Origin of the sequence: Streptomyces sp. BK208 (assembly GCF_004364245.1) — a bacterium.
Taxonomy (GTDB): domain Bacteria; phylum Actinomycetota; class Actinomycetes; order Streptomycetales; family Streptomycetaceae; genus Streptomyces.
In genome coordinates, this window is sequence record NZ_SOAV01000022.1 from 1 (window position 1) to 23,535 (window position 23,535).

Below are 23,535 nucleotides of genomic sequence, written 5' to 3' on the forward strand. Positions count from 1 at the left end.
CAGCACACCGTCACCGACCAGACCCTCGTCGACCGCGTCCACCAACTCGGCATGGACATCAACGTCTGGACCGTCGACGAACCCGGCGCCATCCGCACCATGACCGCCCTCGGCGTCGACGGCATCATCACCGACTACCCCCAAACCCTCACCCAGCGGGGGTGACACGGGTCAGGGGCGGGTGGCCCGGTCCAGCTCGACGATGACGGAGTAGTACGTACGGCCGGTGGCGCGGTCCATGCCGATCTCGCACATGCGGTTGGCGGACAGGTGGGCGTCGTACGGGCGCGAGGTCACCTCGGCGGCCTCCTTCGCCGTGGCCGAGGCCGTCAGCTCCTTGTGCAGCATGCCGCGGTCGCCGGCGAAGGCGCAGCAGCCGGCGTCGTCCGGAACGACGACCTCGTCGGCGACCGCGTCGGCGACCGCGCGCAGTTGGTCCACGTCGCCCAGGTGCTGCATCGAGCACGTCGGGTGCAGCACCGCCGAGCCGGTCGTGCGGCGGATCGTCAGCCGGGGCAGGAGCTCCTCGGCGGCCCACACGACGGAGTCGATCACCTCGAGCCGCTCGTGCAGTTCCCGGTTGGCGTGGGTGAGGTAGGGGACGACCTCGTGCCGGATGCCGAGCGTGCAGGACGAGGCGTCGACGACGAGGGGGAGCCGTCCGCCGTCGGTCCAGGCCCAGGCGGCCTCGACGATCCGGTTGGCCATCACCGTGTTGCCGTCCTCGTAGCCCTTGGAGTGCCAGATCGTCGAGCAGCAGGTGCCCGCGACGTCGTCGGGGATCCAGACGGGCCGGCCGGCGCGGGCCGAGACGTCGACCACGGCCTGCTGGAGCGAGGGGGTGCCGTCGCCCTCGGGGCCGGCGAAGATCCGGTTGACGCAGGCGGGGTAGTAGACGGCGCTCGCTCCCGTCCGGGTGGTGGGCGGCGCGGTGCGGGCGGCGGCGCCCGGGATCTCGGGCAGCCACTCCGGCACCAGGTCGGGCCGTACGGCCTTGCGGGCGAGGCCGGTCGCGGCGGTCAGCAGCCGGTCGCTGATCCTTTCCGCCGCGCCGACCGCGAGCCGTGCCGACGCCTCCACGGTCCTGAAGCGCTTCGCGGTGAGTGCGGCGATCCGTTCCTCCCGGGGCGAGTGCCTCCGGTGGCGGAAGTCCTTCATCATGGCGCCGGTGTCGATGCCGACCGGGCAGGCGATCGCGCAGGTGGAGTCGCCGGCGCAGGTGTCGACGGCGTCGTAGCCGTAGGAGGCGAGGAGTTCTTCCTCCACGGGCGAACCGGCCGGCTGTCGCAGCATCTCCCTGCGCAGGACGATGCGCTGGCGCGGGGTGGTCGTCAGGTCGTGGCTGGGGCAGGTGGGTTCGCAGAAGCCGCACTCGATGCAGGGGTCGGCGACCGGTTCGATCCCGGGGATCGTCTTCAGTCCGCGCAGGTGGGCCCTGGGGTCCCGGTCGAGGACGACCCGGGGCGCCAGTACGCCGCCGGGGTCGATGACCTCTTTGACGCGCCACATCAGCTCGGTGGCCCTGGGGCCCCATTCCAGCTCCAGGAACGGGGCGATGTTGCGTCCGGTGGCGTGCTCCGCCTTCAGGGACCCGTCGAACCGCTCCACGGTCATCCGGCAGAAGTCGTCCATGAACGCGGCGTACCGGTCGACGTCGGAGGGCCTCGACGCGTCGAAGGCGAGCAGGAAGTGCAGGTTGCCGTGGGCCGCGTGGCCGGCGACCGCGGCGTCGAAGCCGTGCTCGGCCTGGAGCGCGAGCAGGGCTTCGCAGGCGTCGGCCAGCCGGGAGGGCGGCACCGCGAAGTCCTCCGTGATCAGGGTGGTGCCCGCCGGGCGGGAGCCGCCGACCGCGGTGACGAAGGCCTTGCGGGCCTTCCAGTAACCGGAGATCACCTTGGTGTCCCGGGTGAACGCGTTGGTCACCGACGCGACCGGCGCGACCAGTTCCAGCCGGTCGGCGACGGCCGCCGCGGCCTGCTCGAAGGTCTCCTGTGCCGCCTCGTCGGGCGCCCTGAACTCCACCAGCAGCGCCGCCGTCTCCCGCGGCAGACCCGCCCAGTCGGCCGGCACGCCCCGCACGCTCACCGAGGCGCGCAGCGTGTTGCCGTCCATCAGCTCGACGGCCTGGGCTCCGGCCTCGTTGAACAAGGGGACGGCGGCCGCGGCGGCGGTCAGCGAGGGGAAGAAGAGCAGACCGCTGGTGACCCTTCGGTCGAGTGGAAGGGTGTCGAAGACGAGGTCGGCGAGGAAGCCGAAGGTGCCCTCGGAGCCGACCATCAGGCCGCGCAGGATCTGGACCGGCGTGGCCCCGTCCAGGAAGGCGTCCAGGCGGTAGCCGTTGGTGTTCTTGATCTCGTACTTGGCCCGGATGCGGGCGGCGAGTTCCGCGTCGGACTCGATCTCCGCCTTGAGCGCGAGCAGCCCCGCGCACAGCTCGGGCTCGGCCCGCGCCAGCCTCTCGTCGGCCTGCGGGTCGGCGGTGTCGACGACGGTGCCGCTGGGCAGGACGAAGGTCAGCGAGGCGAGCGTGCGGTACGAGTTGCGCGTGGTGCCTGCGGTCATGCCGGAGGCGTTGTTGGCGACGACCCCGCCGAGGGTGCAGGCGATGGCGCTGGCCGGGTCGGGCCCCAGGATCCTGCCGTACCGGGCGAGGGTCGCGTTGGCCCGCATCACCGTGGTGCCGGGTCGGACGCGGGCCCGCGCGCCGTCGTCCAGGACCTCGATCCCGGTGAAGTGGCGGCGTACGTCGACGAGGATGTCCTCGCCCTGGGCCTGGCCGTTGAGGCTGGTGCCGGCGGCGCGGAAGACGACCTGGCGGCCGTTGCCGCGTGCGTAGGCGAGCACCGCGCGGACGTCGTCGATGTCCTCGGCGAGTACGACGGCCTGCGGTAGGAAGCGGTAGGGGCTGGCGTCGGAGGCGTACTTCACCAGGTCGGAGATCTTCCAGAGCACCTTGTCAGGGCCCAGCAGCCCGGTGAGCGCGGCGCGCAGCGCCTCGGGCGTGCCCGCGGCGCCGTCGTCGGGCACCCGGTCGGCGGAGGCGACCCGGGTCGTGCCGGGGCGGAGGGATTCCGGCTCGGGCTCCAGCAGAGGCATGACGTTCCACTCCCACACGACTCGTTCGGTGTTGTTCAGCGTACGACCGCGGTGCCCGCCGGCCCCGTACGGGGCCGGGCCGGCGGGCGCCGCGGGGTCACCCCGGCAGGTCGGGGTCCGGCAGGAGGGCCACCACGTCGATCTCCACGAGGATGCGCATCAGGTCGGACCCGACCGTGGTGCGCACCGGGCAGGGGTCGTCGAAGAAGGCACGGTAGGCCTCGTCGTACGCGGCGAAGTCCCGCTCCAGGTGGTGCAGGTGCGCGGTGACCTTCACGACGTCCCGCATCGACAGGCCCCGCGCCGCGAGGACCGCGCCGACGTTGCGCAGCACCTGGGTGGTCTGCGCTCCGACACCGTCCGGTACGGCGCCGGTGACCGGGTCCTGGGGGCCGAAGCCGGCCGTGAAGAGGAACCCGCCCGCCACCACCCCCTGGGAGTAGGCGCCCGCGGGGCGGGGAGCCCCGGGCGTGTGCACGGCTCGCTTGCCGGTCGGCTCGCTCATCCGGTCAGGTCACCGTCCCGTTCGTTGACGCTCGCGTAGTGGCGGAGCTTGTCCTCGTCCACGCTCACTCCCAGACCGGGCCCCGACGGCACCCGCAGGCGGCCGTTCTCCAGGTGCAGGGGCTCGATGATGTCGTCCGCGTGCAGGTAGTACATGCTGTCGATGGCCCGCGACAGGACGGGTGTGCTCGCCACGACGGCCAGGTGGGCGGCCGTGGCGATGCCGAGTTCGCCGCCGCTGTGCAGGTTCATGCCCAGGCCGAAGGTCTCGCAGTGGGCGGCGAGGGCCTTGGTCGCGGCGATGCCGCCCCACTTGTAGACGTCACCGTGGATGACGTCGACCGCGTTCAGCCGCATGGCGGGGGCGAAGTCCTCGAAGCGGACGACGCACATGTTGGTGCACAGCGGGATGCGTACCTTCGCCTTCACCTGGGACATGCCCTCGATGCCGGCGCAGGGGTCCTCCAGGTACTCCAGGTCCAGTTCCTCCAGCGCGATGCCGGCCCGGACCGAGTCGGGGACGGACCAGGCCGCGTTGGGGTCGACGCGCAGGTTCACCTCGGGCAGCGCCTCGCGGACCGCGCGCAGCACGGCGACGTCGCCCGCGCAGTCCCGGGTGCCCTTGAGCTTGACGGCGTCGAAGCCGCCCTCGTCGACGACGCGCACGGCGTGCTCCGCCATGGCCCTGGGCAGGTCCGCCGACGTGGCGCCGAGAGCGTCGGCGCGGGTGATCAGGGCGGTGATCGGGACCTCGTCGCGCACGGCGCCGCCCAGCAGGTCGGTGACGGACTGGCCGGTGGCCTTGCCCATCGCGTCCCAGCAGGCGACGTCGACGGCGGCGATCGCCGCGTAACCCAGGTAGCCGTAGAAGAAGGGCACCATGTGCTGCCTGCGGTGGAAGCCCTCCAGCGCGAACGGGCTGGTCCCGATCAGGTCCGGAGCCATCCGGCGGACGATCGCCGCGACCGGGGCGCCCCACATCGTCTCGCCCCAGCCCTCGACGCCCGCGTCGGTGCGCACGCGCACGACGGTACGGGTCTCCCCCGTCTTGGTCTCGAAGGAACTGGTGAAGGGATTGACTAGTGGGAGGTTGACGACCCACACGTCGACGTCGGTGATCTTCATTTCTGCTCCTCGCGTCATCGGGGTCACCGGCTGGCGGCGTCGAAGGCCGAGATCGCGCGGGCCAGTCCGCGCGCCCGGTCGTCCAGGAGCTGGCCGCCCCGGCCGGCGTCCGCGCCGGACGCGTCGTCGGTGGCTCCGTCGACCCGCTCCCACTCGCCGTGGCGCTCGACGGTCAGACCGGGGTGGGGCGGGTTGTCGAACAGCGGGGGCGGTTCGACGGGGGTGCGGGCGGGCACGGGCGTGCGCACCAGCGCGGGGTGGGCGGCCAGCATCAGCGACGTCTCGAACCATCCGGCATGGCCCGGGGTGACCTCCGGCCGTTCCGCCTCGTCGCCGTCCCCGGCGTCCCCGGCGTCGGTGAGCGTCCAGTACGAGCAGGCGGCGACCGTGACCCGGGCGCGCAGCGCGAGGCGCTTCACGGCGAGCCGCATGATCTCGTCGTTGCCGCCGTGGCCGTTGACGACCATGATGCGCCGGTGACCGCTGCTCACGAGCGAGTCGAGGACGTCGTCCAGTACGGCGCCCAGGGTCGCCGCGGAGAGCGAGACGGCCGCCGCGAACAGGTGGTGCGGGCTGTGCCCGTACGGCAGGGCGGGCAGCCGGACCACCTGGGGCGCGGCGGTGTCCCGGTCGAGCAGGTGCAGCGCCCGGTCCACGACCTCCTCGACCAGGAGCGTGTCGGTGCCCATCGGAAGGTGCCCGGCGTGCTGCTCCTGCGAGCCGATGGGCAGCAGGGCGATGCCCCGCTCACCGGCCCGGCGCACTTCGCGCCAGGTCAGTTCGGTCAGTCTCGATTGGCTCACGGTGCTACCTCTCCGAAAGAGGGCCATGGCAGAGTCGGCGCATGGTCCACAAAAGTTCTCCGTTGCGACTGGTCCCGGATGCCGGGGAGCACCCGGCCGCTCCCGCGGCACCGCGGCGGCTGGGGGCCGTCGAGCTGGTGCCCGGCCGGGTCGGGGCGGCCGTGCTGTCCATGGGGGGTCAGGTGCTGGACCGCACCGAGGCGTCGTACGACGCGGCCTCGGCCGCTCCCGCGGACATCGACCGGGCGCTGGCCCGGGTGGCCGGTGTCTTCGCCGCCCACGAGGTCCAGGGGATCGGGGTGGCCGCCGCGGGGCTCGTGGACCCCTTGGCGGGACTGATCCTGGAGGTCAACGACGTACCGGCGCTGCACGGCTATCCGGTGACCGAGCGGCTCGGGGCCCTCACCGGGACCGGGGTGCGCCTGGAGCACCGGGCGCGGCTCCAGGTGCTCGGGGACCGCTGGTTCGGCGCGGGCCGGGGACGGCGCACCTTCGCCTCCGTCTCCACCGGGGAGGTGCTCGGGGTGGGCGTCCTGTACGACGGCGAGGTGATGGCGCCGCCAGGCGGGCGCAGCGGCGCGCACATGACGGTGTCGGCCAGCGGTGAGCCCTGCACCTGCGGGAGCCGGGGCTGCTGGAAGACCCTGGCCACGACCGGCTGGCTGCGGGCCAGGGCGCGCGCCGCGGGGCTCGGTGAGACGGTGTCGCTGGCCGCGCTGGTCGACCGCGGCGACGACATCGCCGGGCGGGTGGTGGAGGAGTACGCGCACAACCTCGCCCTGGGGCTGGTGAACGTGCAGCAGCTGTTCGCGCCCGGGCTGTTCATCCTGCACGGTGAGGCTCGGGAGGGCGGTGAGCGCTTCCGCACCGTGGTGGAGGAGCGGCTGCGGGACGCGGTCGCCTTCGCGGGTGCCGAGCAGCCGCGGGTGCTGGTCGCGTCGGCCGCGGCCGACGACGTGGCGCTGCTCGGCGGGGCGGGTCTGGTGCTGTCCCACCTGTAGCGCGCGGCGCGTCATCGGTTCGCTTCCGGTGCCGGGAGGGACGCGCGTTCCGCGGCCCGTCGTCCCCTGCGCGGGTCGAGGACCGGTACGGCGTCGAGCAGCCGCCGTGTGTAGGGGTGCCGCGGGGTGCGCAGCACCGCCGTCGCCTCGCCGACCTCGACCAGGCTCCCCCGGCTCATCACCGCGACGCGGTCGGCCACCTGGGCCACGACGGCGAGGTTGTGCGAGACGAAGACGTAGGTGAGACGCAGCCGTTGCTGGAGGTCGGCCAGGAGATCCAGGACGGTCGCCTGCACGGAGACGTCCAGGGCGCTGGTCGGCTCGTCGAGCACCAGCAGCCGGGGGCGGAGCGCCAGGGCCCGGGCGATGGAGACGCGTTGGCGCTGACCGCCGGAGAACTCGTGCGGGTAGCGGTCCTGGATGCCGGCGTCCAGGCCGACGGCTTCGAGGAGTTCCCCGACCCGCTCCCGGGTACGGGCCCGGGCCCGCCGTCCGCGTGCGTCGGGTTCGTGGGTGACCAGGGGTTCGGCGACGATGTCGGTGATGCGCATGCGGGGGTTCATGCTGGAGTAGGGGTCCTGGAGGACGACCTGCATCTGCCGTCGTACGCCGCGCAGTTCGGACGCTGTGAGGGCGGCGAGGTCCTGCCCGTCGAAGCGCACGCGGCCGGCGGTGGGTTCGAGGAGGCCGAGGAGCAGCCGGGTGAGGGTGGTCTTGCCGCAGCCGGACTCGCCGACCAGGGCCAGGGTCTCGCCCTCGTGGACGTCGAGCGACACGTCGTCGACGGCGACGTTCGTGCGCCGGCCGCCGAACTCCTTGCGCAGGCCGCTCAGTTCCAGGAGCGGCGCGGGGGCGGTGGTGTCGGTGGCGCGGGTGCTCATACCGCCTCCAGTCGGGGGGTGGCCGCCAGCAGCTTGCGGGTGTAGTCGTGGGCCGGGCGGTCGAAGACGTCGAGGACGTCACCGGTCTCGACGACCTTTCCCCTGTTCATGACCACGACGCGGTCGGCGGTCTCCGCGACGACCGCGAGGTCGTGGGTGATCAGGACGACGGCCATGTCGTGCTTGTGCTGGAGGGTGACGAGGAGGTCGAGGATCTGGCGCTGCACGGTGACGTCCAGGGCGGTGGTCGGTTCGTCGGCGACGAGGACACGGGGCCGGGCCACCAGCGCCGTCGCGATCATCACGCGCTGGCGCAGGCCGCCGGAGAGCTCGTGCGGGTACTGGCGGTAGCGCAGGGCGGGGTCGGGGATGCCGACCTCGTCCAGTGCCTCCAGCGCGGCCTGTTTCGCCTCGGCGCGGGACATGCCGGTGTGGTGCCTGAGGACCTCGGCCACCTGGGCGCCGACGCGCTGGAGGGGGTCGAGGCAGGTCATCGGGTCCTGGAAGACCATGGCGATGTCGCGGCCCCGGACCCGGCCGAGTTCCTTCTCGGACAGGCGCAGCAGGTCGCGGCCGTCGAAGCGGATCTCGCCGCCCGCGTACACGCACGGCGGGCTCGGGTTGAGACGCAGGACGGACAGGGCGGTGGCGCTCTTGCCGCTGCCGGACTCGCCCACGACGGCGAGGGTCTCGCCGGCGTGGACGTGGAGGGAGACGTCCTGGACGGCGTGGACGACGGAGCTCTCCAGGCGGAAGTCGACGCTGAGGCGGTCGATCTCCAGGAGCGGCCGCCGGTCCGCCGGCGGCCGGGACGCGCCGGTGGCCGTCCGCTCGGGGTCGGGTGCGGGTCGGTCGTTGCTCATCGGCGGTAGGCCTTCGGGTCCGCGACGTCCCGCAGGGCGTCGCCGGTGATGTTGATGGCGAGGGAGGTCAGCATCAGCGCGATGCCGGGAAAGACGGCGACCCACCAGGAGGTGCCCAGGTAGAGCTGGCCGTCGGAGAGCATGCCGCCCCAGGTGACCGTCTCCTTGGGGACGCCCAGGCCCAGGTAGCTGAGGGAGGCCTCGGCGACGATGGCGGCGGCGACGTGCAGGGTGCCGATGGTGGCCAGGGGTGCCATCACGTTCGGCAGCAGGTGACGGCGCATGATGGTGACGTCCGTGACGCCGATCGCGCGGGCCTCGGTGACGAAGTCCCGGGTGCGCAGCGACATCACCTCGGAGCGCACGACACGGGCGTAGGAGACCCAGCCGGTGAAGCCGAGCACCACGATCACGACCCACAGGCCGGAGCCGAGGAAGCCGACGACGGCGAGGGCCAGCAGCAGCGAGGGGAAGGCGAGCTGGACGTCGGCGAGCCGCATGAGGGCGCGGTCGGCCCAGCCGCCGAAGTATCCGGAGACGAGGCCCACGGCGGTGCCGATGACACCGGCGAGCAGCGCGGCGCCGGCGCCGACCAGCAGGGAGACCCGGGCGCCGTAGACGACGCGCGAGAGCATGTCGCGGCCGAGCTGGTCGGTGCCGAGGAGGTGCGCACCGCTGCCGCCGTGCTGCCAGGCGGGGGGCCGCAGCCGCAGCAGGAGGTTCTGCGTGTTGGGGTCGTAGGGGGCGATCAGGGGCGCGAACAGGGCCGCGGCGAGCAGGCTGACGAGTACGGCGAGGGCCACCACTGCGAGCCTGTTGCGCAGCAGGCCGCGCAGGACGACGGAGCCGGAGCCGCCGGACGGCTTGTGCTCCGGCGCCGCGCCGGTCACGGCCGGGGACATGACGGTCATCGTGACGTCCTCACCCTCGGGTCGAGGAAGCTGTAGGAGAGGTCGACGAGCAGGTTCACCACGACGAAGGTGGCGGCGAAGAACAGGACGGTGGCCTGGACGAGCGGGAAGTCGCGGTTGGAGATGGCCTCGACGGTCAGCTGTCCCACCCCGGGCCAGGAGAAGACCCGTTCGGTGAGGATCGCCCCGCCGAGCAGGTTGCCGACCTCCAGGCCGACGACGGTCACCACCGGCAGCGAGGCGTTGCGCAGCCCGTGCCTGAGCACCACCTTCAGCGGTCCGAATCCCTTGGCGCGGGCGCTGCGGATGTGGTCGGAGGACAGGACGTCGATCAGCGAGGAGCGCAGCAGGCGGGCGACGACGGCGACGGAGTACACGGCGAGGGTGACGGCGGGCAGGACCAGGTTGGCGAGGGTGCCGTAGCCGGAGGCGGGCAGGGCGCGCAGCCAGACGGCGAAGACGAGGATGAGCAGGATGCCGACCCAGAACGGCGGGGTGGACTGGCCGAGCAGGACGCCGGTCATCACGGTGTTGTCGGTGCCGCGGCCGCGGCGCACGGCGGCGACGATGCCCGCCGGGATCGCTATGACGAGGGTCAGCGCGAGTGCGGCGGCGGCCAGTTCGACGGTGGCCGGCAGCCGGTCGGCGAGGATCTCGCTCACCGGCTGCCCGTAGACGAGGGAGTCGCCGAAGTCGAGGTGCAGCAGTCCGCGGAGGTAGTCGAGGTACTGCGCGAACAGGGACTGGTCCAGGCCCAGGGAGTGACGCAGCACCCGCTCCTGTTCGGCCGTGGCGTCCGGCGGCAGCAGGATCTTCACGGGGTCGCCGGACAGGCGTACGAGGAAGAAGGCGACGGTCGCCGTGCACAGCAGCACGAACAGGGCGATGGCGAGGCGCTTGACCACCCCGAGGAGGAGTCCCGCACGGTCCGTCCGGCGGGTGGCGGTGTCCGGCGGGGCGGGTGGCTTGTCGAGGGTGAGGGCGCTCATCGGGACACCTCCGCGCTCTCCATGGCGAGGACGCCCGCAGCTCCCGGTGTCCAGCGGGGCCGGTCGTTGCGGGCGTAGATGTTGTCGATCTGGTAGAGGAAGACGAAGGGAGCCTCCCGGCGCATCAGCCGTTGCAGGTCGGAGAAGGCCGCTTCGCGCTGCGCGGGGTCCTCCGAGAGTTCCTCGGCGTCGATGAGGCGGTCGGCCTCCGCGGAGTGCCAGCGGCTCTGGCGGCGGTCGCTGCGCACGTTGGACTGGACGATGCTCGCGCCGTCCATGGTCCACACGGTGCTGGCCGCGAGGTAGACCGGGCCGAGCGCGCCGCGGTTGTCGGAGGTGAGGCGGGCGGAGTAGGTGCCGGGGTCGAGCAGGTCGACGCGGGCGTCCACCCCGGCCCTGGCGAGGAGCCCGGACAGGGCCTCGGCGACGTTGGCGTCGACGTTGGAGGCGGTGAGCGTGGTGGAGAAGCCGTGCGGGTGACCGGCCTCGGCGAGCAGCCGCCGCGCGGTGTCGACGGAGCGGGTGAAGGGCTTGACGGCGGGGTCGAAGCCGAAGGAGCCGCGCGGGACGAGTGCGGGCGTCTCGGTGGCCTTGCCGCCGAGCACGGCCTTGATGAGCAGCGGCACGTCGATGGCGTGGTTGAGCGCCTGGCGCACCCGGCGGTCCTGGAGCGGGCCGCGTTCCAGGGTGTTCAGGGAGAGGTAGGCGGTGCGGATGCCCGTGTGTCCGTCGATGGTGATGCCGCCGTAGCCGTCGAGTTGCTGGGCGGCATCGGGGGTGAGTCCGGCGACGAGGTCGACGCCGCCGCTCTGCAGGGCGGCCAGCGAGGACGAGGCGTTGGGGGCGGGGCTGAAGACGAGGGCGTCGACGGGCGGGCGTCCGTTCCAGTGGCCGGCGTGCGCGCGCATCCGCAGTTCGTGGTCGCGCCGCCAGCTCTCGAAGGTGAAGGGCCCGGTGCCGACCGGGTGGTCGGCGAAGGCCGCGTCGCCCACGTCGGCGAGGTGGCGGGGCGGTACCACCACGCCGCCGAACAGGGAGAGCTTGGCGGGCAGGATGGGGTCGTGCACGGTGGTGTGGATGTCGACGGTGAGCCGGTCGACGACGGTCACGCCCTTGACGAAGCGCAGCTCGACGATCGGTGACTTCGTCGCGGGGTCGAGCAGGCGCTCGATGCTGAAGGCGACGGCGTGTGCGTCGCAGACCTCGCCGTTGTGGAAGCTCACCCCGGGCCGGAGGACGAAGCGCCAGGTGTGCGCGTCGGTGGCCTCCCAGGACAGGGCGAGCCTGGGGTGCAGCCGGTTGTCCCGGCCGCGGGTGGTGAGGGTGTCGAACATGTTGATCAGGACGTTCATGGACACCATGTCGCCCTGCTTCTGCGGGTCCAGCGTCTTCGGGTCACCCGGCTGGGAGACGCGCAGCACGTTGCCGGCCCGGTCCGCGGCGGCCGTCGTGCCGCACGCGCTCAGGAGCGCCGGAGCGCTGAGGGCTCCGAGCAGCAGGCCGCCGGTCCGCAGGACGTGGCGTCGGCTGGGACGGCCGCGGTCCAGCGTGCGCCCCTGAAGAATTCGTTCCATTGAACAACACCTCCGTTCCGTCAGATGGAATGCGGTTGGGTTAAGCTAAGCGACATGGTGAAAGCGGTCAACACCCGGTCGGTCGACCAGGACGTCGTGAAGGGCCCCGTCGACAAGGCGATGGAGGTGCTCGATGCGCTCGTCCAGCCCGGCGGCCCCCACCGGCTGGGGGAGATCGCACGCCGCACGGGCCTGACCAAGCCCACCGTCCACCGGCATCTGCGGACCATGGCGGAGTACGGCTTCGCCGAGCCCGCGGAGGGCGGCAGCTACCGTCCGGGGCCCCGGCTGCTGGGCCTGGCGGCGGCGGCCCTGAGCGACAGCCGCGTCCTGGAGCTGTCCCGGCCTGCCCTCGCCGACCTGCGCCGGCGCACCGGCCATGTCGCGTTCTACGCGGCGCGCCACGGGCACGAAGCCGTGTACCTGGAACAGTCGGAGCCGGCCCGCGAGTACCGGATGAGCGTCCGGCCGGGGCACCGTTCGCCGCTGTACGCCTGCGGCGTGGGGCTCGCCATGCTCTCCGCGCTGCCCGCCGAGGAGACGGCGGCGGTCCTGGACGCACCGGACCTGGAGGCGCGCACCCCGGACGCCCTCACCGACGCGGCCGCCCTGCGTACGGTGCTCGCCCGGGCGGCGTCGTGCGGTTACGCCGTGGACGACGAGTACGACGAGCCGGATGTGCGGTCGGTGGCGGCCCCCGTCCTGGACGCGGAGGGCAGGGCGGTGGGGGCGATCGGCGTCAGCGGACTGACCTTCACCCTCGACCCCGGCAGCGTGGAGGTCTTCGGCCCGATGGTGCGGGCCGCCGCACGCACCGTGTCCGCGGGACTCGGCGCGCGCACCCCCCTGCTGGGCCTGGTGGACACGGCCGGGAGCGGTGAGGAGGCGTGAGTGCCCTGGCCGGACTGCTCGCCGAGGGACGGGAACGGCGTATCTTCTCGGGCGCCGCCTGGTCGGTCGGCGGCGCGGAGGGTCCGCTGGACCGGGGCTGGACCGGCAGCCGCGGCTGGGACGGTCCGCCACTGGACGGCGACGACGTGTGGGACCTCGCCTCGGTGACCAAACCGATCGTCGGGCTCGCGGTCATGGCGCTCGTCGAGCGCGGGACGCTCGGCCTGGACGACACCGTGGGCACCCACCTTCCCGCCTACCGGGACGGCGACAAGGCCGACCTGACGGTACGTCAACTGCTGACGCACACCTCGGGAATACCGGGGCAGGTGCCGCTCTACCGCGACCACCCCACGCGCGCCTCGCTGCTGGAGGCGGTACGCCTGCTGCCGCTGACCGCGCGGCCCGGCACCCGCGTCCAGTACTCCTCGCAGGGGTTCATCGTCCTCGGCCTCGTCGCCGAGGCGGCCTCCGGACAGCCCCTGGACACGCTGGTGGAGCGGCTGGTGTGCGCGCCACTCGGCATGGGCGACACCGTCTTCAGGCCGGACGCCGGTCGCCGGGCGCGGGCGGTCGCCACCGAGGACTGCCCCTGGCGGGGCCGCCGGGTCGTGGGCGAGGTCCACGACGAGAACGCGGTGGTGCTCGGCGGAGTCGGCGGCCACGCGGGCCTGTTCTCCACGCTCGCGGACATGGAGTTGCTCGGCGCCGCGCTCGCCGCCGGCGGCCGGGGCCTGCTGAGCCCCTCCGCCTTCGCCCTGATGACGGCCGCCCACACCGACGGCCTGGCGCTGCGGCGCGCTCTCGCCTGGCAGGGCCGCGATCCGGTCGGCTCCCCCGCCGGGGAGGTGTTCGGCCCGGACTCGTACGGCCACACGGGCTTCACCGGCACCAGCCTCTGGATCGACCCTGCCACGCGGCGCTACGCCGTACTGCTCACCAACCGGGTGCACCCGGACAGGACGGGCGACGCGATCGTCGCCCTGCGCCGGGCGTTCCACGATGCCGCCGCGCTGCTGCCCCCGGTGGCCGCCGGCCGCCGCCCCGGTGTGGAATGACCCGATGAGCGATTCCGTACCGCGCGCCGAGCGCCCCGAACGTGCCCGTCCCGCAGCGCAGAGCCTCACCGGCGTCGGCCTCGCCGTGCTCGACGGTGACGGCCGGGTCCTGCTCGGCCTCGGTCACGACGGACGCTGGGAACTGCCCGGCGGCAAGGTCGACGCCGGCGAGGACTTCGAGACGGCCGCCGTCCGGGAGCTGGCGGAGGAGACGGGGCTGGTGGCGGCCGCGTCGGAGGTGCGGGTGCTGGCCGTGCTCGTCGACGGCGTAGGCGGGCTGACCCGGGTGACCGCCGCCGCCGTCACCCGGCGCGCGGCCGGCGCGCCCCGGGTCACCGAGCCCGACAAGATCGAGCGCTGGGAGTGGTTCGCCCGCGAGGCGGTACCGTCCGCGCTCTTCCCGCCGTCCGCCTCGGTCCTGGACTGCCTGTGGCCGGGCACCGGACGGCGGGGCGCGCGAGCGGTCCGGCACTACACGGTGACCGGCTGAACTCAGGCCCCCTCGCACCTCGCTGTCCGGCGCCCCGGCCGGGCCGCCACGGGTGCCGAGTGCACGCCCGTGCCGGACGGGTGCGAAGCCGGAGCCCGGGAGACCGCGTCATGCGTCGCATCCATTGACATGAACGCATCCCAGCGCAACGCTGAGAGCGCTCTCAGGATCGGTACGGACCAATTCCCCCCACCCGCACGGAGGTGGAGAGTGCTCTCCCGACTCAGATGCCGTCTGCTCGCCGTGGCCGCGGCCGCGGGCCTGACCGGCGCCCTGCTCACGCTCGGCGCCGCCCCGCCCGCGGACGCCGCGGTGCCCGCAACCATTCCGCTGAAGATCACCAACAACTCCGCCCGCGGCGACGCCGTCCACATCTACACCCTGGGCACCTCGCTGACGACGGGTCAGCAGGGCTGGGCCGACGCCGCCGGCACCTTCCACGCCTGGCCCGCCGGCGGCAATCCCCCCACGCCCGCTCCGGACGCGTCCATCCCCGGACCGGCCGCGGGACAGACCAAGACCATCCGCATCCCGAAGCTGTCGGGGCGCATCTACTTCTCCTACGGGCAGAAGCTGGACTTCCGCCTCACCACCGGCGGCCTGGTGCAGCCCGCCGTCCAGAACCCGAGCGACCCCAACCGCAACATCCTCTTCAACTGGTCGGAGTACACGCTCAACAACGACGGGCTGTGGCTGAACAGCACCCAGGTCGACATGTTCTCCGCGCCCTACACCGTCGGCGTGCAACGCGCCGACGGCAGCACGGCCAGTGCCGGACAGCTCAAGGCCGGCGGCTACCGCGGGGTGTTCGACGCGCTGCGGGCGCAGCCGGGCTGGGGCGGGCTGGTCCAGACCCGGCCCGACGGCACCGTGCTGCGGGCACTGGCGCCGCTGTACGGGGTGGAGACCGGGGCGCTGCCCGTGTCGGTCATGGACGACTACATCAACCGGGTCTGGCAGAAGTACTCGTCGGCCACGCTCACCGTCACGCCCTTCGGTGACCGGCCGGACACCAAGTACTTCGGGCGCGTCTCGGGCAACGTCATGAACTTCACCAACGGCTCCGGCGCGGTCGTCACCAGCTTCCAGAAGCCCGACGCCTCCAGCGTCTTCGGCTGCCACCGGCTCCTGGACGCACCCAACGACCAGGTGCGCGGGCCGATCTCCCGCACGCTGTGCGCCGGGTTCAACCGTTCCACGCTGCTGAGCAATCCCAACCAGCCCGACCCCTCGGCGGCGAACTTCTACCGGGACGCGGTGACCAACCACTACGCCCGGGTCATCCACGAGCGCATGACCGACGGCAAGGCGTACGCGTTCGCCTTCGACGACGTCGGCAACCACGAGTCGCTGGTGCACGACGGCAACCCGGCCGAGGCCCGCCTCACCCTCGCGCCGTTCGACTGACGGGCCGCGGGCTGCCCGTCCGCCCCGTCCCCGCGCCGGTGCGGTGCGGGGACGGGGCGGACCGGTGGTCAGGCGCCGGGCAGGACGCCGGTGCGGGCGACCTCGGAGTACCAGCGGGCGCTGGCCTTGGGGATGCGGGTGCCGGTCGGGTAGTCGACGTAGACGGCACCGAAGCGCTTGCTGTAGCCGTGGGCCCATTCGAAGTTGTCCAGCAGGGACCACAGGAAGTAGCCGCGCACGTCGGCGCCGTCCAGGATGGCCTGGTGGACGGCGGCCAGGTGGCCGCGGACGTAGGCGATCCGGGCGGGGTCGTTGACCTGGCCGGCGGGGTCGGCGTAGTCGTCGAAGGCGGCACCGTTCTCGGTGATGACCAGCGGCAGCCTCGGGAAGTCGGCGGCCAGCCGGCGCAGCAGGTCGTACAGACCGCTCGGGTCGACAGCCCAGCCCATGGCCGTGGTCTCGCCGGGCGGCTGGTGGAAGGCGACCTGGTCGGCACCGGGCCAGGGGCTGTGGGCACTGTTGCCGTGCCCGTCGGAGGTGTGGGTGGCGCTGCCGTCGGTCTCGGAGACGACGGTGGGCGTGTAGTAGTTGACGCCGAGGAAGTCCAGCGGCTGGTGCGCCTGGCGCAGGTCGCCGTCCCGGACGAAGGACCAGTCGGTCAGCTCGGCCGTGTCCTTGAACAGGTCCTCCGGGTAGGCACCGTTCAGCATGGGGCCGGTGAAGACCCGGTTGGCCAGCGCGTCGATCCGGCGGACCGCGTCGGTGTCGCCGTCGCTCCCGGTGAGCGGGCGGACGTGGTGGATGTTGAGGGTGACGGAGACCTGGGCGTCGGCGCGGAGGCGGTCGCGCAGGGCCTGGGCGGCCAGTCCGTGCGCCAGGTTGAGGTGGTGGGCGGCGCGCAGCGCGGCGACCGGGTCGGTGCGGCCGGGGGCGTGCACCCCCGAGCCGTAGCCGAGGAAGGCGCTGCACCAGGGCTCGTTGAGGGTGGTCCAGGTCTTCACCCGGTCACCGAGGGCGTCGGCGGCGAGGGCCGCGTACTCGGCGAAGCGCTCGGCCGTGGCGCGCTCGGGCCAGCCGCCGGCGTCCTCCAGCTCCTGCGGCAGGTCCCAGTGGTAGAGGGTGGCGACGGGCTGGATGCCCTTCTCCAGCAGCTCGTCCACCAGACGCCGGTAGAAGTCCAGGCCCTTCTGCACGGCGGGCCCGCGGCCGGTCGGCTGGATGCGCGGCCAGGCGAGGGAGAAGCGGTAGGCGCCGAGGCCCAGTTCGGACATCAGGGCGACGTCCTCGCTGCGGCGGTGGTAGTGGTCGGTGGCGACGTCACCGGTGTCGCCGTTGCGGACCCGGCCCGGGGTGCGGGCGTAGGTGTCCCAGATGGACGGCGTGCGGCCGTCCTCCGCGGCGGCCCCCTCGATCTGGTAGGAGGCGGTCGCGGAGCCCCAGAGGAATCCCTTGGGGAAGGTACGGGCGGCGTCCGGGGCGGCGGACGCGGTCTGCTGTGCTGCGGTGACCACGTAAGTCCTTTCAGAGATGGGGTGTGCGCGGGGCGCGCGCCCGAAGAGGTGGCGTACGGCCCTGACGGCGCGGGACCGGGCCGTCCGGCGGCGGGTCAGCCCTTGACGGCGCCCGCCATGATGCCGCTGACGATCTGGCGGCCGAAGACGACGAACATCGCCAGCAGCGGCAGCGTGCCGAGCAGCGCGCCGGCCATGATCAGCGACTGGTCGCGGACATAGCCCGCGCTGAGCTGGGTGAGCGCGACGGGCACCGTCGGGTTGGTCATGTCGAGGACGACGAAGGGCCAGAAGAAGTCGTTCCACGCGTGCACGAACGTGATCATGAAGAGGACGGCCATCGCGGGCCGCGCGATGGGCAGCACGATGCTCCAGAAGATCCTGAGCGAGTGCGCCCCGTCCACCCGGCCGGCCTCGACGAGTTCGTCCGGCAGCGCCTCCGTCAGGTACTGCCGCATGAAGAACACGCCGACCGCGCTCACCAGCGTCGGGAAGATGACGGCGGGCAGCTGCTGCGACCAGCCGAGGTCGGCCATCATCATGAACAGCGGCACGACGGCGAGCTGCGGCGGCACCATCATCGTGCCGATCACCAGCATGAGCAGGACGTTGCGTCCCTTGAAGCGCAGCTTGGCGAAGGCGAACCCGGCGAGCGTCGCGAACAGCACGGTGGACAGGGCGATCACCCCGGCCACGATCAGACTGTTGATCATGGCCTTGCCCATCGCCGCCTCGTCCCAGGCCCGGGCGAGGTTGCTGAACAGGTTCGGACCGGGCAGGAAGGGGGGTGGCGTCTGGCTGACCCGGGTGTTGTCGGTGGACGCGGCCACCATCGTCCAGTACAGCGGGAAGATCGACAGGATCGCCATGATGGCGAGCAGCACGTAGGCGAGGGGGCCGGCGTGGTGCTGGCGGCCGGCGCGCTGGCGCAGCAGCCTGCGGCCGCCGCGGCCTTTCGCCTTCACGGCGGGGGTCCGGGCCGGGGCGTCGGTCCGGGCCGGGAGACTTTGGGTGGTCATGGCGGCTCCAGGTCAGGACGTACGGGAGCGCAGGCGCTTGACGACGCGCTGCACGACGAAGACGAGGACCAGCAGCATGAACATCGCCCAGGCGACGGTCGCGGAGCGGCCCATCTGGTAGTTCTTCCAGCCCTCCTCGTACAGCAGCAGGCCCAGTGTCTGGTACTGGTTGTCCGCGCCGCCGGTGACGCCGTTGGGCCCCTGGCCGAAGATCAGCGGCTCGCCGAAGAGCTGGGTGGCGCCGATCGTGGAGAGCACGATGGTGAAGACGATGGTGGAGCGGATGCCGGGCACGGTGACGTGGATGAACTGCTGCCACCGCGAGGCGCCGTCGAGGGACGCCGCCTCGTAGCGGTCGGCGGGGATGGCCTGCATCGCGGCCAGGTAGAGCAGCGCGTTGTAGCCGGTCCAGCGCCAGATGACGATGGTGGAGATGGCCACCTGGGCGGGCCACTTGTCGGCCTCCCAGTCGACCGGGTCGATCCCGACCGAACCGAGCGCCCAGTTGATCATGCCGAAGTCACGCTCGAAGATCATCGTGAAGACGAGGGCGGCCGCGGCGACCGAGGTGGCGTAGGGGACCAGGGAGGCGACCCGGAAGAACAGCGAGGCGCGCATCCGGTAGTTGAGCAGGTGCGCCATGCCGAGCGCCATCATCAGCTGCGGCACGGTGGAGATGACGCCGATGGTGACCGTGTTCTGCAGGGCGTTCCAGAACCGCGAGTCGCCCCACAGTTCCACGTAGTTGTCGAACGCCACCCACTCCATGACATCGAGGGTGGCCAGCTCCACGTCGTGCAGGGAGATCCACGAGGTGTAGACGAGGGGGTAGAAGCTGAACGCGGCGAAGATGACGAAGAACGGCGCGACGAACGCGTACGGGGCGCCCTTGATGTCGAGCCGGTGCCAGAGGGCGCCGCGCCGCCGGGCGGTGTCCTCGCTGCCCGTCCGGGGGGACGGACGCGGAGGCTCGCCCCCGGCCAGGGCCTTGGTGGTGGAGGTGGCCACCGGTCTTCCTTCCTGAAAGCGGATGTGTGGGCTGGTGGGGTGCCGTCCGGATCGGGCCGGCGCCGGGACGCGGCGTCTTGCCGCCGGTCCGGCCCCGGCAGGATCCGGACGGCACCCCCGAGGCGCGGGCCCGCCGGCCAGGACCTGTGCCTGGACGCGGACGGACCCGGGTGGCCTCGGGAGCCGAGAGTCAGCCGACCGCCTTCTCGATCCGCTCCCCGGTGGTCTTCCACGCCTCGTCACGCGAGGCGTCGCCCTGCTCGATCAGGGCCAGGCCCTGGGAGAAGGTGTCCTTGATCGTGCCGTCCTTGCGGCCGAGGACCTGCTTGTCCGGGATCTCCTGGGCGGCCGCCCCGAAGATCCGGCCGATCGGCGCGCCGCTGAAGTACTCGGACTTGGCGTTCTTCACGTCGGGGCTGTCCAGCGCCTCGCGCGAGGACGGGATGTTGCCGATCTCCTTGAAGATGTGGGCCTGCTGCTCGGGCGCGGTCAGCCACGCGACGAGCTTCTTGGCCTCCTCCTTCACCGGGCTCTGCTCGACCACACCGAGGAAGGAGCCGCCCCAGTTGGCGCCCTTGGGGGCCTTGGCGACGTCCCACTTGCCCTTGTTCGCGTCACCGGCCTTCTCGCTGATGTGACTGAGCATCCACGCCGGGCACACGGCCGTGGCGAAGGTGCCGTTGGCCAGACCCGGGTCCCAACCCGGCTGGAACTGGCGGAGCTTGGCCGTCAGTCCGTCCTCGGCCGCGTCGGCGGAGAGGTTCCACGCCTCCTTGACGGCCGGGTTGGAGTCGTAGATCAGCTCGCCCTTGTCGTCGTAGTACTGCTCGGGGTAGCCGTAGACCATGGCGTTGAACAGGCCGCTGGCCGCGTCCATGTAGGCCACGTCCCCGCCCTTGAAGCCGGTCTTGAAGGTGCGGCCGACCTCGACGTACTTCTTCCAGTCGCCCTCCCACAGCTTGGCGACCTCTTCACGGTCGGTGGGCAGGCCCGCCTTCTCGAAGTAGTCCTTGCGGTAACAGACGGCCATCGGGCCGATGTCGGTGCCCAGGCCCAGCACCTTGCCGTCCTCGGTGCTGATCTGGGACTCCTTCCACGGCAGGAAGTGGTCGGTGCCCGGGACGTCGGCGAAGTCCACGAACTTGTCCGCCTGGGTCTCGGTGATCTCCTTGGCCCGGCCGATCTCGATGCCCTGGATGTCCTTCAGGCCCTTGCCCGCGGCCAGCCTGGTCTGCAGGGCGGTGTAGTAGGTCTGCTCGTCACCGGCGATCTCGGCCTTGATGTCGACATTGGGGTTCTCCTTCTCGTACTGCTCGAGAAGGCCCGTCTCCTTGATACCCATCACCCCGTACATGCCCATGGTGATGGTGACCTTGCCGTCCTTCTCGCCACCTCCGGTGGCCGAGTCGTCGCTGCCGCCGCAGCCGACGACGAGCGCCAGCGCGCCGACGGCCGCTGCCGTCGCCACCGCCTTTCTGCGCAACGAACCGAGAGTGCCCATGGATCTCCTCCTAGCGACGGCGCTGACACATCGGAGTGACGAGTTCTGCGATGACTACTGCGATGGCTACAGCGATGAAAGACAGCGGCTCGAACACGGGTTGGGAACGTGCCCAATTTTGGTGGGCACGTTCCCACCGGCGCATCGAAGACTCGTGGGAACGGAGCGATCTGTCAATAACTTGAAAGCAACTTGTGGACTGCCCTCCGCCCGGCGGACCCGCCACCCGCGATCGGGGGTGCTGCGCCGCCCGCGGTGTCTGCAAGAATTGCCGCAGGTCACCTCCGCGGCAGGCGTCGCCGCCGCGGCCGCCGAGGGGGGAGCACATGACCGGCAACCGCCGTCCAACGATCAAAACGGTCGCCGCCCGCGCCGGCGTGGGCCGCACCACGGTCTCCCGTGTCGTCAACGGCTCGGAGCTGGTCAGTGCCGACGCCCGTGCCAGGGTGCTCGCGGCGATCAAGGAGCTCAACTACGTTCCCAACTCGGTCGCCCGCGGCCTGGTGACCAACCGCACCAACGCCGTGGCGCTGGTGATCCCGGAGTCGGAGAGCCGCCTCGGCTCGGAGCCGTTCTTCGCCGCGCTCATCCGCGGGGTCAGCGGTGCCCTCGCCGAGAGCCGCACCCAGTTGCAGCTGATGCTCGTCCGCGACCAGGCCGAGCGGGACCAGCTGACCGAGTCGGTCGCGACCCGCCGGGTGGACGGCGTCCTGCTGGTCTCGGTGCACTCCGAGGACCGACTGCCGGGCATGCTGGAGGAGATGGGCCTGCCGACCGTCCTCGCCGGCCGCCGGGACGCGGGCGAGCGGCTGAGCTACGTCAACTCCGACAACGCCGGAGGGGCCGCCGCCGCGGTGCGGCACCTGCTGGGCAACGGACGGCGACGGGTCGCCACCATCACGGGTCCGCTGGACATGGACGTCGGCCGCACCAGGCTCGCCGGCTGGCGTGCCGCGCACGACGAGGCAGGGCTGCCCGCGGGGGAACTCCTCGTCGAGGCGGGTGACTTCACCGAAGAGGGCGGCGCGAACGCCATGCGTTTGCTTCTTGAACGCGCGCCGGACGTGGACGCCGTCTTCGCCGCGTCCGACCTCATGGCGGTCGGGGCGCTGACCGAACTGCGCCGGCAGAAGCGGCGGGTGCCGGACGATGTCGCCGTCGTCGGCTTCGAGGACTCCATCCTGGCCCGCCACACCGACCCGCCCCTGACGACGGTGCGTCAGCCGGTGGAGGAGCTGGGCCGGAACATGGCCCGCATCCTCACCGACATCACGCAGCACGGCGCGCCCCGGCAGCAGTTGACGCTGCCGACGGAGCTGGTGGTGCGCGAGTCGTCGTAGACCCGCCGTCCGCTCGGCGCCCCGCGCCGGCGGCGGCCGGACCACGGCACGCGCCCCACCGCCGGGCCAGTGCCTGCTGCCACTGGGCGGTGGCCTGTTCTCACGTGCGAACGGCCCGTTCGATGTCGGTGAGGACCGGTGTCGCGCGGTCCGTCATGTCGCCGGCCACGGACAGTCGATCCGTGACGAGGGCGGCCCGGTCGCGCCGCGTGCCTCACCTGTCCGGCGTGCAGGCCTCGGCGATGGACAGGCTGTTCTCGTACAGGTGGTGCCGGGTGATCCTGCCGTTCTCGACCGTCAGGCGCAGGGCGAACGGACCCTCGAAGGACTTGCCCGTCGCACGGACGGTCCCGGACAACCGCCCCATGAGGACCGCGTCCTCGCCGTCGACGAGGAAGGTGTCGACGGTGGCTCGCGACGCCTCGGGCACGACGTGCTCCGACAGCTCGGTGAACTGGGCGGCGGCTTCAACTCCGGTGGAGCGGGGGCGGATCCAGGGGACGGCGGGGTTCTCCGCGAGCAGCCAGTCGACCTCGTCGGCGAAGAGCTCGGTCAGGCGCCCGGTGTCACCGGTCGCGCGGGCGGCGAGGAAGTCGCGGACGACCGAGCGGGTGGCCTCGGCGACCGGGTCCCCCGTGGGTGCGGTGCGGGTGGCGGACATCCTGTGCTCCTTCTGGCGTGACTCGGATTCCGGCGGGAGTCGCCGTCGACGCGTCCGATCCTGCCGGGGCGGCGGAGGACGGTCGATTACCCGGCAGGTAAGACCGAGGCCCGACAGGTCCAGGTACGCCGGTACGTCGGGGTGCGCCGGTACATCCGGGGTACGCCGGTACGTCCGGGGTACGCCGGTACGTCCGGGGTACGCCGGTACGTCCGGCAATCGGTACGTCCGGGCACGCCGGACGCACGGCGCCGGAGCGCGCCGGACGTGCTGCGTCCGGGCAAGTCGGGGCACGGGCTGAACCCGACTGGCCCAGTCCGCGCGCGGTGAGCGTTTCCCCCCGGGCCTCCGTTCGTTGGGACGGACATGATCAAGAAGCTCGCCTGTGTCTCCGTCATGGCCGCCGCTGTGCTGGTCTCCGCTCCCGTCGCCGAGGCGGCCCCCGCTCCCGGCCCGTCCGCCGGTGTTCCCGGTGGTCAGCTCCTGGACAGTCTCCTCGGCTCACTGGAGGTGGGCCACCCGGCCACCTCCCCGCAGTCGCTCCTGCCCCAGGGCATCCTCGGCGGGTGACGGGCAGGACACGGAGGGGGCGATTGCTCGCAATCGCCCCCTCCGCCTGCGATGACCGGTTCGGTGCTCCGCTCCACTCGCCCATCCCGGGCCCGCCAGACCGCGGCAGGGTTCCCGTAACCGCCGTCCTGGAACCTCCAGGGAGTCATTCGAACCCGGGAGGCTCCATGAAGTCCGTGAGCAGGAGGCGCGCCGGCGTCGTGGCGGCACTGGTGAGCGGTGTGGTGCTGGCGTTGCCGTCGACCGGTGCGCACGCCGCGACCGGCCCCGACGTCATCGCCCACCGCGGCTCCTCCGGCATGGCACCCGAGAACACCGCCGCCGCCATCGAC

The 23,535-nt window shown here is 72.3% G+C and carries 22 protein-coding genes; 8 read left to right on the forward strand and 14 right to left on the reverse strand.

Annotation, left to right across the window (positions count from 1 at the left end):
• Nucleotides 1-165 (forward strand): glycerophosphodiester phosphodiesterase family protein (locus EV562_RS34410; RefSeq protein WP_279588527.1); only part of this gene is annotated, 165 nt, incomplete at its 5' end.
• Nucleotides 166-171: 6 nt separating this feature from the next.
• On the opposite strand, the gene EV562_RS34415 is transcribed toward EV562_RS34410, so the two are convergent.
• The 4 genes from EV562_RS34415 to EV562_RS34430 form a co-directional block, all read right to left on the reverse strand.
• Entirely contained in the window at nucleotides 172-3,096 is a 2,925-nt protein-coding gene (locus EV562_RS34415; RefSeq protein ID WP_133890794.1) for an FAD-binding and (Fe-S)-binding domain-containing protein, read from the reverse strand.
• 97 nt (nucleotides 3,097-3,193) lie between these two features.
• Nucleotides 3,194-3,601, reverse strand: coding sequence for a Rid family hydrolase (locus EV562_RS34420; protein WP_133890795.1), 408 nt, complete (start codon nucleotides 3,599-3,601; stop codon nucleotides 3,194-3,196).
• Complete coding sequence (locus tag EV562_RS34425) at nucleotides 3,598-4,725, reverse strand: enolase C-terminal domain-like protein (RefSeq protein WP_133890796.1); 1,128 nt, start codon at nucleotides 4,723-4,725, stop codon at nucleotides 3,598-3,600. The genes EV562_RS34420 and EV562_RS34425 overlap by 4 nt, the downstream gene beginning before the upstream one ends.
• A gap of 23 nt (nucleotides 4,726-4,748) precedes the next feature.
• The gene (locus EV562_RS34430) at nucleotides 4,749-5,528 is read right to left on the reverse strand and encodes a creatininase family protein (protein WP_133890797.1); all 780 of its coding nucleotides are present in this window, start codon (nucleotides 5,526-5,528) and stop codon (nucleotides 4,749-4,751) included.
• A gap of 62 nt (nucleotides 5,529-5,590) precedes the next feature.
• On the opposite strand from EV562_RS34430, the gene EV562_RS34435 reads away from it, so the two are divergent.
• Nucleotides 5,591-6,529, forward strand: a complete 939-nt coding sequence (locus tag EV562_RS34435; protein ID WP_243860326.1) for an ROK family protein — start codon at nucleotides 5,591-5,593, stop codon at nucleotides 6,527-6,529.
• A gap of 11 nt (nucleotides 6,530-6,540) precedes the next feature.
• Here the strand turns inward: EV562_RS34435 and EV562_RS34440 are convergent, their stop codons facing one another.
• From EV562_RS34440 to EV562_RS34460, 5 genes are read right to left on the reverse strand one after another with little or no spacing between them, the layout of a single operon-like run.
• Nucleotides 6,541-7,410 carry an ATP-binding cassette domain-containing protein gene (locus EV562_RS34440; protein WP_133890799.1) on the reverse strand — a complete coding sequence of 290 codons (870 nt, stop codon included), beginning with the start codon at nucleotides 7,408-7,410 and terminating at the stop codon, nucleotides 6,541-6,543.
• Complete coding sequence (locus EV562_RS34445) at nucleotides 7,407-8,273, reverse strand: ABC transporter ATP-binding protein (RefSeq protein ID WP_133890800.1); 867 nt, start codon at nucleotides 8,271-8,273, stop codon at nucleotides 7,407-7,409. The genes EV562_RS34440 and EV562_RS34445 overlap by 4 nt, the downstream gene beginning before the upstream one ends.
• Nucleotides 8,270-9,184, reverse strand: a complete 915-nt coding sequence (locus tag EV562_RS34450) for an ABC transporter permease (protein WP_166662161.1) — start codon at nucleotides 9,182-9,184, stop codon at nucleotides 8,270-8,272. The genes EV562_RS34445 and EV562_RS34450 overlap by 4 nt, the downstream gene beginning before the upstream one ends.
• Complete coding sequence (locus tag EV562_RS34455; RefSeq protein ID WP_133890801.1) at nucleotides 9,181-10,173, reverse strand: ABC transporter permease; 993 nt, start codon at nucleotides 10,171-10,173, stop codon at nucleotides 9,181-9,183. Before EV562_RS34455 ends, EV562_RS34450 begins: the two co-directional genes overlap by 4 nt.
• Nucleotides 10,170-11,747: an ABC transporter substrate-binding protein gene (locus EV562_RS34460; RefSeq protein WP_166662162.1), complete on the reverse strand. Its 1,578-nt coding sequence runs from the start codon at nucleotides 11,745-11,747 to the stop codon at nucleotides 10,170-10,172. The genes EV562_RS34455 and EV562_RS34460 overlap by 4 nt, the downstream gene beginning before the upstream one ends.
• A 54-nt stretch (nucleotides 11,748-11,801) precedes the next feature.
• Between EV562_RS34460 and EV562_RS34465 the strand changes: the two genes are divergently transcribed.
• From EV562_RS34465 to EV562_RS34480, 4 genes are all read left to right on the forward strand, one after another.
• Nucleotides 11,802-12,638 carry an IclR family transcriptional regulator gene (locus EV562_RS34465; protein ID WP_133890802.1) on the forward strand — a complete coding sequence of 279 codons (837 nt, stop codon included), beginning with the start codon at nucleotides 11,802-11,804 and terminating at the stop codon, nucleotides 12,636-12,638.
• Entirely contained in the window at nucleotides 12,635-13,696 is a 1,062-nt protein-coding gene (locus tag EV562_RS34470) for a serine hydrolase domain-containing protein (RefSeq protein ID WP_133890803.1), read from the forward strand. Before EV562_RS34465 ends, EV562_RS34470 begins: the two co-directional genes overlap by 4 nt.
• A gap of 4 nt (nucleotides 13,697-13,700) precedes the next feature.
• Entirely contained in the window at nucleotides 13,701-14,186 is a 486-nt protein-coding gene (locus EV562_RS34475) for an NUDIX domain-containing protein (protein ID WP_133890804.1), read from the forward strand.
• Nucleotides 14,187-14,396: 210 nt separating this feature from the next.
• Complete coding sequence (locus EV562_RS34480; RefSeq protein ID WP_133890805.1) at nucleotides 14,397-15,593, forward strand: glycoside hydrolase family 64 protein; 1,197 nt, start codon at nucleotides 14,397-14,399, stop codon at nucleotides 15,591-15,593.
• Between the two features lie 68 nt (nucleotides 15,594-15,661).
• Here EV562_RS34480 and EV562_RS34485 read toward each other — a convergent pair whose 3' ends face one another.
• The 4 genes from EV562_RS34485 to EV562_RS34500 form a co-directional block, all read right to left on the reverse strand.
• Complete coding sequence (locus tag EV562_RS34485; RefSeq protein WP_133890806.1) at nucleotides 15,662-17,104, reverse strand: GH1 family beta-glucosidase; 1,443 nt, start codon at nucleotides 17,102-17,104, stop codon at nucleotides 15,662-15,664.
• Between the two features lie 95 nt (nucleotides 17,105-17,199).
• Entirely contained in the window at nucleotides 17,200-18,123 is a 924-nt protein-coding gene (locus tag EV562_RS34490) for a carbohydrate ABC transporter permease (protein ID WP_133890807.1), read from the reverse strand.
• Nucleotides 18,124-18,135: 12 nt separating this feature from the next.
• The gene (locus EV562_RS34495; protein ID WP_133890808.1) at nucleotides 18,136-19,131 is read right to left on the reverse strand and encodes a sugar ABC transporter permease; all 996 of its coding nucleotides are present in this window, start codon (nucleotides 19,129-19,131) and stop codon (nucleotides 18,136-18,138) included.
• Between the two features lie 190 nt (nucleotides 19,132-19,321).
• Nucleotides 19,322-20,632 (reverse strand): extracellular solute-binding protein, encoded by a 1,311-nt coding sequence (locus tag EV562_RS34500; protein ID WP_133890809.1) that lies wholly within the window; start codon nucleotides 20,630-20,632, stop codon nucleotides 19,322-19,324.
• A gap of 326 nt (nucleotides 20,633-20,958) precedes the next feature.
• On the opposite strand from EV562_RS34500, the gene EV562_RS34505 reads away from it, so the two are divergent.
• Nucleotides 20,959-21,972 carry a LacI family DNA-binding transcriptional regulator gene (locus EV562_RS34505; RefSeq protein ID WP_133890810.1) on the forward strand — a complete coding sequence of 338 codons (1,014 nt, stop codon included), beginning with the start codon at nucleotides 20,959-20,961 and terminating at the stop codon, nucleotides 21,970-21,972.
• Nucleotides 21,973-22,186: 214 nt separating this feature from the next.
• Here the strand turns inward: EV562_RS34505 and EV562_RS34510 are convergent, their stop codons facing one another.
• Nucleotides 22,187-22,633, reverse strand: a complete 447-nt coding sequence (locus EV562_RS34510; protein WP_133890811.1) for a nuclear transport factor 2 family protein — start codon at nucleotides 22,631-22,633, stop codon at nucleotides 22,187-22,189.
• Between the two features lie 366 nt (nucleotides 22,634-22,999).
• Between EV562_RS34510 and EV562_RS34515 the strand changes: the two genes are divergently transcribed.
• Nucleotides 23,000-23,203, forward strand: a complete 204-nt coding sequence (locus tag EV562_RS34515) for a hypothetical protein (RefSeq protein ID WP_133890812.1) — start codon at nucleotides 23,000-23,002, stop codon at nucleotides 23,201-23,203.
• Nucleotides 23,204-23,535: the final 332 nt, after the last annotated feature.

Excerpts from the sequence above, each read along its gene's own strand:
- EV562_RS34510 (WP_133890811.1), bottom strand. The coding sequence starts at position 22,633 with ATGTCCGCCACCCGCACCGCACCCACGGGGGACCCGGTCGCCGAGGCC.
- EV562_RS34415 (WP_133890794.1), bottom strand. The coding sequence starts at position 3,096 with ATGCCTCTGCTGGAGCCCGAGCCGGAATCCCTCCGCCCCGGCACGACC.
- EV562_RS34500 (WP_133890809.1), bottom strand. The coding sequence starts at position 20,632 with ATGGGCACTCTCGGTTCGTTGCGCAGAAAGGCGGTGGCGACGGCAGCG.
- EV562_RS34490 (WP_133890807.1), bottom strand. The coding sequence starts at position 18,123 with ATGACCACCCAAAGTCTCCCGGCCCGGACCGACGCCCCGGCCCGGACC.
- EV562_RS34475 (WP_133890804.1), top strand. The coding sequence starts at position 13,701 with ATGAGCGATTCCGTACCGCGCGCCGAGCGCCCCGAACGTGCCCGTCCC.
- EV562_RS34420 (WP_133890795.1), bottom strand. The coding sequence starts at position 3,601 with ATGAGCGAGCCGACCGGCAAGCGAGCCGTGCACACGCCCGGGGCTCCC.
- EV562_RS34455 (WP_133890801.1), bottom strand. The coding sequence starts at position 10,173 with ATGAGCGCCCTCACCCTCGACAAGCCACCCGCCCCGCCGGACACCGCC.
- EV562_RS34440 (WP_133890799.1), bottom strand. The coding sequence starts at position 7,410 with ATGAGCACCCGCGCCACCGACACCACCGCCCCCGCGCCGCTCCTGGAA.
- EV562_RS34445 (WP_133890800.1), bottom strand. The coding sequence starts at position 8,273 with ATGAGCAACGACCGACCCGCACCCGACCCCGAGCGGACGGCCACCGGC.
- EV562_RS34425 (WP_133890796.1), bottom strand. The coding sequence starts at position 4,725 with ATGAAGATCACCGACGTCGACGTGTGGGTCGTCAACCTCCCACTAGTC.
- EV562_RS34460 (WP_166662162.1), bottom strand. The coding sequence starts at position 11,747 with ATGGAACGAATTCTTCAGGGGCGCACGCTGGACCGCGGCCGTCCCAGC.
- EV562_RS34465 (WP_133890802.1), top strand. The coding sequence starts at position 11,802 with ATGGTGAAAGCGGTCAACACCCGGTCGGTCGACCAGGACGTCGTGAAG.
- EV562_RS34505 (WP_133890810.1), top strand. The coding sequence starts at position 20,959 with ATGACCGGCAACCGCCGTCCAACGATCAAAACGGTCGCCGCCCGCGCC.
- EV562_RS34515 (WP_133890812.1), top strand. The coding sequence starts at position 23,000 with ATGATCAAGAAGCTCGCCTGTGTCTCCGTCATGGCCGCCGCTGTGCTG.
- EV562_RS34450 (WP_166662161.1), bottom strand. The coding sequence starts at position 9,184 with ATGACCGTCATGTCCCCGGCCGTGACCGGCGCGGCGCCGGAGCACAAG.